This is a genomic window from Rhodococcus sp. (in: high G+C Gram-positive bacteria) (assembly GCF_049591685.1).
In the GTDB taxonomy this organism is placed as follows: domain Bacteria; phylum Actinomycetota; class Actinomycetes; order Mycobacteriales; family Mycobacteriaceae; genus Rhodococcoides.
Genome location: NZ_JBAWFH010000182.1, coordinates 1 through 8688 on the forward strand (window position 1 = coordinate 1; position 8688 = coordinate 8688).

Consider the following 8688-nt stretch of genomic DNA (forward strand, 5'->3'; position numbering starts at 1 on the left):
ACTCAACGCTGCGGTCGGCGGCGGCCTGTCGTCGCGACTGTTTCAAGAGATTCGCGAAGAACGTGGTTTGGCCTATTCGGTCTACTCCTCTGTCGATACCTTCGCCGACTCGGGCGCATTCTCGGTCTACGCCGGCTGCCAACCCGAGAATCTCGCCGAAGTGACGACGGTTGTGCGAGAGGTGCTGACGCAGGTGGCATCCGACGGCATCACCGACGACGAGTGCGCTCGGGCCAAGGGGTCGTTGCGCGGAGGACTCGTTCTGGGGCTCGAGGACTCCGGTTCGCGGATGAACCGCATCGGCCGCAGCGAACTCAACTACGGCAACCATCGAGACATCTCCGACACGCTGTCGAGGATCGAACAGGTGACCAACGACGAGGTCCGCGACGTTGCCCGGGTGTTGCTGACGCGGCCCTTCGGTGCAGCGGTCGTCGGCCCGTACAAGAACGAGCGTCAGCTACCCGCGTCGGTGAGGTCGCTCGTCGGCTGATCGTGCGCGAGTGCGTCCACCGGTGCCTTACTCTGGTGTACGCATCGGATCCAATCGGGGAGCAGGCAGCATGTGGTACTGGATTTTCAAGTACGTTCTGATCGGCCCCGTCCTGAGGATGCTGGGTCGGCCGCGGATCGAGGGCGCCGAGCACCTTCCCGCCACCGGCCCGGTCATCCTTGCCGGAAACCACTTGACCGTCGTGGATTCGTTCTTCTTGGTATTGGTAGTTCCGCGTCGGGTGCGGTTCATCGCCAAGAGCGAGTACTTCACCGGCAAGGGCATCAAGGGGCGTCTGATCAGCTGGTTCTACACCAGTGCAGGTCAGGTGCCGGTCGATCGCAGCGGCTCGGGCGCGGGTGAACCTGCCCTCGATGCTGCACGAAAGATTCTGGCGGACAACGCTGTCTGGGCAATCTACCCAGAAGGCACTCGGTCACCGGACGGTCGGCTGTACAAGGGCAAGACCGGAATGGCGCGAGTGGCTCTCGAAACCGGCGCGCCTGTTGTCCCCGTCGTCATGTTCGGCACCGAGAAGTTCAATCCTGTGGGAAGCCGCATGTGGCGTCCGGCAAAGATCGTCGTCCGTTTCGGGGAGCCGATCGATTTCAGCCGGTACGAGGGTTTCTCGGAGCACCGCGCCATCGTGCGCTCCGCAACCGACGAAGTGATGTACTCGTTGATGAACCTGTCGGGCCAGGAATACGTCGATATGTACGCAGCCTCGATCAAGGCAGCCTGACCCGGGGCGCAATCGTGTGGCACTGGTGAGAGTTCCCGGTGGGGACTCTGTGAAAAACGCTGCGAGAGAACGTTTCTCGGTTCATGCGCGCTAGCGTTTGCGCATGACCAAGAGAGCGTTCGCCCTGATCCTCGCCGCTACCGCCGGGATGTCGCTCAGTGCATGCGGTGGAAACGAACCGGTACCCGATCGACCAGCCGAAATGTCGTCCGGCGCGCCGGGCACATCACCGCTGCCCGACTATCCGCCCGTCCCCACTCCCGAAGCCTTGAACGGTCGAGTTGCGTGGGGATTCGACCCTGCTGTTCCGGTGGGGGAGAAGGCGGCGTTCGTTCAGGGTGCAGAGGACGACCCGGCACTCGTCGAACAGGTAGTGGCCGCGGCCGTCGAGAACAACGCCGAGGTGGTCGTCACCAGCATCGACGACCTCGGGGCCGGTTCGCTTGCGGCAGGCGCAACGTTGTCCATCGGCGGACAACCGAACCCGACCACGTTGATCTTCGTCGCCGAGGACGGCGAGTGGAAGTTGAGCCGCGAGAACGCGTGCACCATCGCGGAACTCGCGGGACTGACGTCAGCCTCCTGTGCCGCCTGAATCAGCGCTTACGGCCGAGTAGCAGCTTCCACGGCACCGCGGCCGACTCGAGCTGAACCGACAGGCTCATCTTCGATTCACCGTCGTTTCGCTCCTCGAAGCGAATCGGCACCTCGGCGATTTTCAGGCCGCGGCGTACGGTGCGATAGTTCATCTCCACCTGGAAGGCGTACCCGTTGCTCTCGACGGACGCGACGTCGATGGCGTTCAGGGTTTCCGAGTGCCACGCCTTGAAGCCCGCCGTCGCATCCTTGACCTTCAGTCGCAGGATGGCGTTGACGTAGAAGTTCGCCCACGCGGACAGCGCCTTGCGGTGCCAGGGCCAATCACTTGCCACAGCGCCGCCGGGAACGTACCTGGATCCGAGCACCACAGCGGCATCCGTCGTGTTCAACGTTTCGACCATCGTCGGGATGACGTCGGCGGGATGCGAGAGATCGGCATCCATCTGGACGATGATGTCGGCGCCCTCGGCGAGCGCCCGAGTCATTCCCGCAACGTACGCGCGGCCGAGGCCGTTCTTCTCCGTCCGGTGTAGAACGGTGACCGGAAGTGGGCCCGTCTCTGCGAGCTCGTCGGCGATCTTGCCGGTGCCGTCGGGGGAATTGTCGTCGACGACGAGAACGTGCACGTTCTTCAGGTCCAGTCCTGCCAGCAGCTCGACGAGCTTCGGAAGGTTCTCGCGTTCGTTGTACGTCGGAACGACAACGGTCGTCTTCGGAGCGCCGCTGGGAAAAGTCACGCTCGTATGATCCGTGATCGGGGCGCGAAGAACCAAATAACGGCCGAATCGAGCGGAGGCGTACCGGGCGTTCGGCCAGGTCAGGACGCTTTCGAGCCGAGCGCCCTGTTGTCTGCGTCACATCCGCAACGGCTGTCGCGGGCCCATGGGCCATCTGTGGGCAAGTCCGGGGGCCCTACAGGGTGACGAACAAGGGGTAACTCGTCGCCGCAGCATCCTCGTACGGGGAAGGGCCCTCCGGCGGTCCCAGTAGGTGCCGCACCAGCAGAGTCGCGAGCGCAGCCAGTATTGCCACCACGACGATGACCGCGACCACGGTCAACAGTCTTCTCGGGCCTCCGAAGAGATCGTTCGAGCTCATGGCTTCATCATGGGCCATGATGACGGCGGCGCGGTCGGCGGCCTGTGTTTCACACTCCCGTGCGAGCCTCGTCGTCGCTGCCGTCGACCACTACGGAATCGCCGCCAAGGCGTTTTGCCTCGTACATCGCGGCGTCCGCGCAGTCGAGTAGTTTATCGAGCACCTCGCCGACGTCGCCGATCGGCATCGGTCGGTGGTGAATGCCGATGCTGGTGGTGGTCACGCCGATCGGATTGCACCCCGGCACGGCCCGCCGGAGCTGCTCCGCCGCATCGCGCACGAGCGACAACGGGCCGGACACCACAGCGACGAATTCTTCGCCGCCCGTTCGGGCGGTAACCGCGGGCAGCGGGAATGCCCGGGTGAGCGTCTCGGACGTCTTGCGCAGTACGTCGTCGCCGTAGCTGTGGCCGTGGCTGTCGTTCACCGATTTGAAGTTGTCGAGGTCGGCCACGAGAACGGAGACGCCCGGCGCGTCGTCGGTCAATCCGCGCACGGCTGCGTCGAGCCCACGGCGATTGCGAAGCCCGGTGAGGGGATCGAAGTGAGCTACCGCGGCATCGCGTTCGAGGAGCACGAGCAACGCCTGAGTCAGAAGCGGCGAAGACACCAGGACGAGCACGAGAACGACGAGGTACGCGGTGACCTGTGTGACGGGAGTGTCGTGTTCTGCCAGTGCAAATACGTAGAGAACAGCACATGTCGAGAGCGCCCACACCTGATGCGCGAAGAAGACTTTCGCATTGTGAAAAGCCGCTACGTAGTTTCCGATCACACCCATCAGCGAGGCCGCCAGCAGGGCAACGGACGGCTCGTCGAGCGCGAACAACGTGCCGGTGACGCCGAGTTCGGCATAGACCACGAACGCCAAAGACCAGGTGTAGTTCGGCCACGGTCCACGGAACCACGCAACGCCCACCACCACCGAGCTGAGTCCGAATGCCGCGATGACAGCCTGTCCGATGTCGTTGTCGCCGACGAGCGGAGTAGTCAGCGCGAGGACGCAGACGAGCCCGTAGATCCAGCAATAGATCCCGATGGCCGAGCGTGTGTGACGAAGCAACGGGTGCGACTGGGTGTAGCCCACTGTCCACGCGTAGTCGGTCGGTTGCGACCACCACTCGTGCAGCTTGTTCATCGAAACCTCGTTGAATGTGGGGCCGCGTCCGGCGGTAGCGCCTGCTGGTCGATTCAATCAGAAAACAAGACTGTGCGGTCGGGAAACGCGGCGTCACCGAGAACTCAGTGCAATCTCCGCAATCAACCCATGATGATCGGATCCTGGCACAGTGATGCGCTGGAGACTGCTCGCCGTGACGCCTCGCGTCAGCACGTGATCGATACCTACGACGGCTGGAAAGGGCTTGTCCGTGGGGTACGTCGCGATCAGTCCACTTCCGGTGCGGTCCGCGGCGTCTTCGTAACCGACGGCAAGAATGTCACGGAACCGGCTGTGGGAGCGCGTCGAGTTGAAGTCGCCGCTGACGATCACCTCGGGGCGGGTTGCGGACGCCTGTACTTCCTCGAGGAGAAGTTCCATCTCGGAAGCCCACAGCGTCGAGGGCGTCGGATATGGCGGGACGGGATGCACCGAGTACACCCGCAACGGCTCCTCCGACCCGACGTCGAGGTCGGCGACGAGGTTGGACAGTACGAAATCGGGGAGTTCTCGTGCCGCCGACATGGGGAAGCGGCTGTAAATGCCGGCCCCGCCGCCCCCACCGGGCGTGGGGCGGGTGAACCGGTACGGCAGCGCTCGGTCGACACCGGCAGCGCTCAGAGCAGACTCTGCATCGAAGGTGAGTTCTTGAACGGTCAGAACGTCGACGTCGTGCTCTCGGACGAATGCCGCGACGGCGTTGCTGTCGGCGAGACCGAGCATCAGATTGGCCTGCATCACCCTGATTGTTCGGCCCCCGGCATCAGCGCTTGCATTCGGTATGTAAAGCGGACCGAACAGCGCACCGCCGGTCGCAACTGCGGCCAGTGCAGCGACCAGAACGATCCATCGGCGTCCGAGGGCAGCGAGAACGGCGCCGGCAACGGACACCACGATCAGCGCGGGAGCGAAGGAAGCAAGCCTGACGATGTAGGCGTTCTCCGAGTGCGAGAAGTACGCAAACAACCCGGTAACGCTCACTGCCACGCACGCCGCGGCGACTACTCCGGCAGTGGATCTCCAGAAACGTCGGACGGGGCGTGCATCGTCTCGCATCGTGCGAGGGTAGCGCGAGTATCAGACGTGCGTCGGCGAGCTCAGAGCAGGAACTCCGCCGCTGCATTGGAAAGGTCGAGCAGGGGCTGCGGAAAGATGCCGAACACAATGGTGGTGACGACGCCCAGGCCGACGGCAACCGTGGTGCCCCCGCTCGGCCGAAGGACGCGCAACTTCGAATGGGCGTTTCCGTCGCTTCCCGCGGGGTCGGTGAAGAACATCAATACGACGAGGCGCACGTAGAAGACCGCAGCGATCGCACTGCTGAGTACCCCGACGACGACGAGTGGACCGGCCCCGTTTCCTGCCGCGGCCTGGAATACCGCGAACTTGGCGATGAAGCCGCTCGTGAGTGGTATTCCCGCAAACGAGAGGAGTAGGAGCGCGAAGACCGTCGACACGGCGGGGGACGTGCGACCGATGCCCGCCCACCGGGCCATCTCGGTGACCTCACCGTCATCGTCTCGCACCAGGGTGACGATGGCGAAAGCTGCAACGCTGCTGAATCCGTAGACGAACAGGTAGAACAATGTCGCCGAGAGGCCCTGGTCGTCGAAGGCAATGAGGCCAGTGAGGATGAACCCCGTGTGCGTGATCGACGAGTAGGCGAGCATGCGCTTGACGTCGGTCTGGGTCACCGCGAGGACGGATCCGACCGCCATGGTGACGATTGCCACCGCCCACAGCGCGGGAGCCCAGTAGTCGCGCAGGTCCGGCAGCGCCACGTAGAACAGTCTGAGCATTGCCCCGAACGCGGCGATCTTGGTGGCGGCAGCCATGAACGCGGTGATCGGTGTCGGGGCACCCTGATAGACGTCGGGGATCCATGAATGGAACGGTATGGCGCCCACTTTGAACAGCAGGCCGACCCCGACGAGTGCCGTTCCGAGGACCGCCAGCACGGTGTTGCCGTTGCTGTTGCCGAGCGCGTTGGCGATGTCGCCGAATTCGAGGCTGCCCGCGTAGCCGTAGAGCAGTGCGGCACCGAACAGGAAGAAGGCCGACGAGAAGGCTCCGAGCAAGAAGTACTTCATGGCCGCTTCCTGGGACAGGAGTCGGCGCCGACGGGCCAAGCCGCACAGCAGATACAGCGGGAGCGAAAACACCTCCAGCGCAACGAACATCGTCAGCAGGTCGTTGCAGGCGGGGAACAACAGAAGTCCACCGAGCGTGAACATGGTCAGCGGGAACACCTCGGTTTGCGAGACGCCCGCCTGGGAGGCCTGTCGCTCCGAAAGGCTGTCCGGCACGGCGGAGGCCTGCGGCGCGAAGGAGTCGACAGGCACTCGTTCGAGTGTGCGTTCACCGACCAGAAGCAACGATGGGATCGCTACGAGCAGCAGCGTGGCTTGTAGAAACAGCGTCGGGCCGTCGATCGCGACCGCCCCCATCACGGCTCGCGTGCCCACCGCGTCGGTATCGAACGCCGTGACCGCAACCGCTGCAACGGCGACCAACCCAGCTGTGCTCGCCGCCAAGGCCAACGTCACCTGGATGCGGTAGCGCGCTGCCCGAGGGGCGAAGGCTTCTACGACGACGCCGAGGATCGCAGCGGCGAAGACGATCAGCATCGGCGACAGTTGGCCGTATTCGATGCTCGGTGGCGTCAAGAGGCCGTTGTTCATCGTTCCCCTCCTGCTTCGGTGAAGTCGACGACGGTTACCGTGGTTTTTACCGCCGGTGTGATGACGTCGAGCAACGGCTTGGGGTAGACACCCAGGAACACGAGTAGAGCGATGAGCGGCACCATGACGGCAAGCTCACGCGGAACGAGATCCTTCATCCCGTCGTTCTCGGCGCGCTTCGGGCCCGTCATCACGCGCTGATAGAGCCACAGGATGTAGATGGCGGAGAGCACCAGGGCCGTCGACGCGACGACGGCCGCGACGCCGTATCGGGAGTAGGTACCGACCAGGACGAGAAATTCGCTGACGAACGGTGCGAGGCCGGGCAGGGACAAGGTGGCGAGACCCGCGACGAGGAAGGTGCCGGCCATGACGGGGGCCGCCTTCTGGACGCCGCCGAAATGAGATATGACCCGCGTCCCGCGACGTGATACCAGGAACCCCGCGACGAGAAACAGTGCGGCTGTGGACAGTCCATGATTGACCATGTACAGCGCCGACCCTGCCTGCCCCTGACCGGTCATTACGAAGATTCCCAACACGATGAACCCGAAGTGCGAAATCGACGTATATGCAATCAATCTCATGACATCGGTCGACGCGATCGCAAGAACTGCACCGTAGACGATCCCGATGACCGCCAACGTGATGACGACGGGCGCGAAGTAGCGCGACGATTCGGGAAAGAGCTGAAGGCAGTACCGGAGCATGGCGAACGTACCCACCTTGTCGACCACTGCCATCATCAACACCGCAGTGGCAGGGGTCGATTCGACGGCCGCGTCGGGCAGCCAGGAATGGAACGGCCACAACGGGGCCTTGATCGCGAAGGCGAACATGAACCCGAGGAAGAGTGCGTGAAGGGCGCCGGGGCTTACTCCGAGCTCACCTGCCGATGCTGCGGCCGCTATGTCGCGGAAGCCGAACGTGCCCGACTCGAACGCGTCGGATTGCATCGTGACGACGTACAGACCGACGACCGCCGCCAGCATGACGAGCCCGCCGAGCAGGTTGTACAGCAGGAACTTCACAGCGGCGGCCGCGCGGCCGGGGCCGCCGAAACCGCCGATGAGGAAGTACATCGGAATGAGCATTGATTCGAAGAAGACGTAGAACAGCAGCACGTCGAGCGCGCAGAACGACATCAGGACCATGGATTCGACCAGCAGCATGGCCGCGACGTAGACGTGGGGCGGTGTGCCGGGGCGACCGAACCGGTGATCGTTCCACCCCGCCAGCAGCAGCACGGGTAGGAGCACGGTGGTCAGCAGAATCAGGACGAGTGCTATGCCGTCGACGCCGAGTTCGTATCGCGCACCGAACGACTCGATCCACGAATGGGATTCGACGTATTGGAACCCGGGCGCACCGGGTTCGAACCCGACGACGAGTACGACGGCGACGGCCAGTGTTGCCAGCGATGCTGCCAGCGCGACGATCTTGGCTGGGCGAGCCATCGCGCGCGGAGTGAGCAGTACGACGCTTGCCCCCACAACCGGGAGCAACCACAGAACGGTCAACCAGGGAGTCACCACACCATCACCGCCACCATCATGGCCGCGACCACGGCAGTTCCGGCGAGCATCGTCAGCGCGTACGAGCGCACGTATCCCGTCTGTACCCGGCGTATTCGGGTGGACATCGTGGACACTCCTGCGGCGACCGCGCGCGTGGACCCGGACACGGCGGAATCGTCGAACCGTTCGACTGCACGGGTTACCCGAAGTCCCGGGCGCATCAACAGGGCTTCGTTCACGGCATCGCCGTACAAATCCCGTCGGGCCGCAGAAGTCAACGCAGACACCGGCTCAGGTGCAGTGGACGGCACCGGTCGTCGGGCATACCCGGCGTAGGCGATGCCGACGCCGATCGCGACGACGGTCAGGGCGAGGGCGGTGACGAGCCAGGCCGGTAC

9 protein-coding genes and 1 pseudogene are annotated in these 8688 nt (G+C 64.0%); 3 read left to right on the forward strand and 7 right to left on the reverse strand.

Translation table 11 applies throughout. The features are described from left to right. From WBQ44_RS07780 to WBQ44_RS07790, 3 genes are all read left to right on the forward strand, one after another. Window positions 1-493, forward strand: a 493-nt coding sequence (locus tag WBQ44_RS07780) for a M16 family metallopeptidase (RefSeq protein WP_495566140.1), incomplete at its 5' end; no start/stop codon positions are given. A gap of 70 nt (window positions 494-563) precedes the next feature. Then, entirely contained in the window at window positions 564-1235 is a 672-nt protein-coding gene (locus WBQ44_RS07785; protein ID WP_495566141.1) for a lysophospholipid acyltransferase family protein, read from the forward strand. Window positions 1236-1338: 103 nt separating this feature from the next. Continuing rightward, window positions 1339-1830 carry a WKL family lipoprotein gene (locus WBQ44_RS07790; protein ID WP_495566142.1) on the forward strand — a complete coding sequence of 164 codons (492 nt, stop codon included), beginning with the start codon at window positions 1339-1341 and terminating at the stop codon, window positions 1828-1830. A 1-nt stretch (window position 1831) separates the two neighbouring features. On the opposite strand, the gene WBQ44_RS07795 is transcribed toward WBQ44_RS07790, so the two are convergent. The 7 genes and pseudogenes from WBQ44_RS07795 to WBQ44_RS07825 form a co-directional block, all read right to left on the reverse strand. Continuing rightward, window positions 1832-2572, reverse strand: a complete 741-nt coding sequence (locus tag WBQ44_RS07795; RefSeq protein WP_495566143.1) for a polyprenol monophosphomannose synthase — start codon at window positions 2570-2572, stop codon at window positions 1832-1834. A gap of 175 nt (window positions 2573-2747) precedes the next feature. After that, a complete protein-coding gene (locus tag WBQ44_RS07800) occupies window positions 2748-2933 on the reverse strand; it encodes a hypothetical protein (RefSeq protein WP_495566144.1) in 186 nt (61 codons plus the stop codon). Between the two features lie 49 nt (window positions 2934-2982). Continuing rightward, window positions 2983-4071, reverse strand: a complete 1089-nt coding sequence (locus WBQ44_RS07805) for a GGDEF domain-containing protein (protein ID WP_495566145.1) — start codon at window positions 4069-4071, stop codon at window positions 2983-2985. Between the two features lie 93 nt (window positions 4072-4164). Continuing rightward, on the reverse strand, window positions 4165-5148 hold the full coding sequence (locus WBQ44_RS07810) for an endonuclease/exonuclease/phosphatase family protein (protein ID WP_495566146.1): 984 nt from the start codon (window positions 5146-5148) through the stop codon (window positions 4165-4167). A 41-nt stretch (window positions 5149-5189) separates the two neighbouring features. Then, window positions 5190-6773: an NADH-quinone oxidoreductase subunit NuoN gene (gene nuoN, locus WBQ44_RS07815; RefSeq protein ID WP_495566147.1), complete on the reverse strand. Its 1584-nt coding sequence runs from the start codon at window positions 6771-6773 to the stop codon at window positions 5190-5192. Beyond that, window positions 6770-8305 (reverse strand): NADH-quinone oxidoreductase subunit M, encoded by a 1536-nt coding sequence (locus tag WBQ44_RS07820; RefSeq protein WP_495566148.1) that lies wholly within the window; start codon window positions 8303-8305, stop codon window positions 6770-6772. The genes nuoN and WBQ44_RS07820 overlap by 4 nt, the downstream gene beginning before the upstream one ends. Continuing rightward, window positions 8302-8688: pseudogene (locus WBQ44_RS07825) on the reverse strand (NADH-quinone oxidoreductase subunit L); the annotation flags it as partial. The pseudogene WBQ44_RS07825 and the gene WBQ44_RS07820, both read right to left, overlap by 4 nt.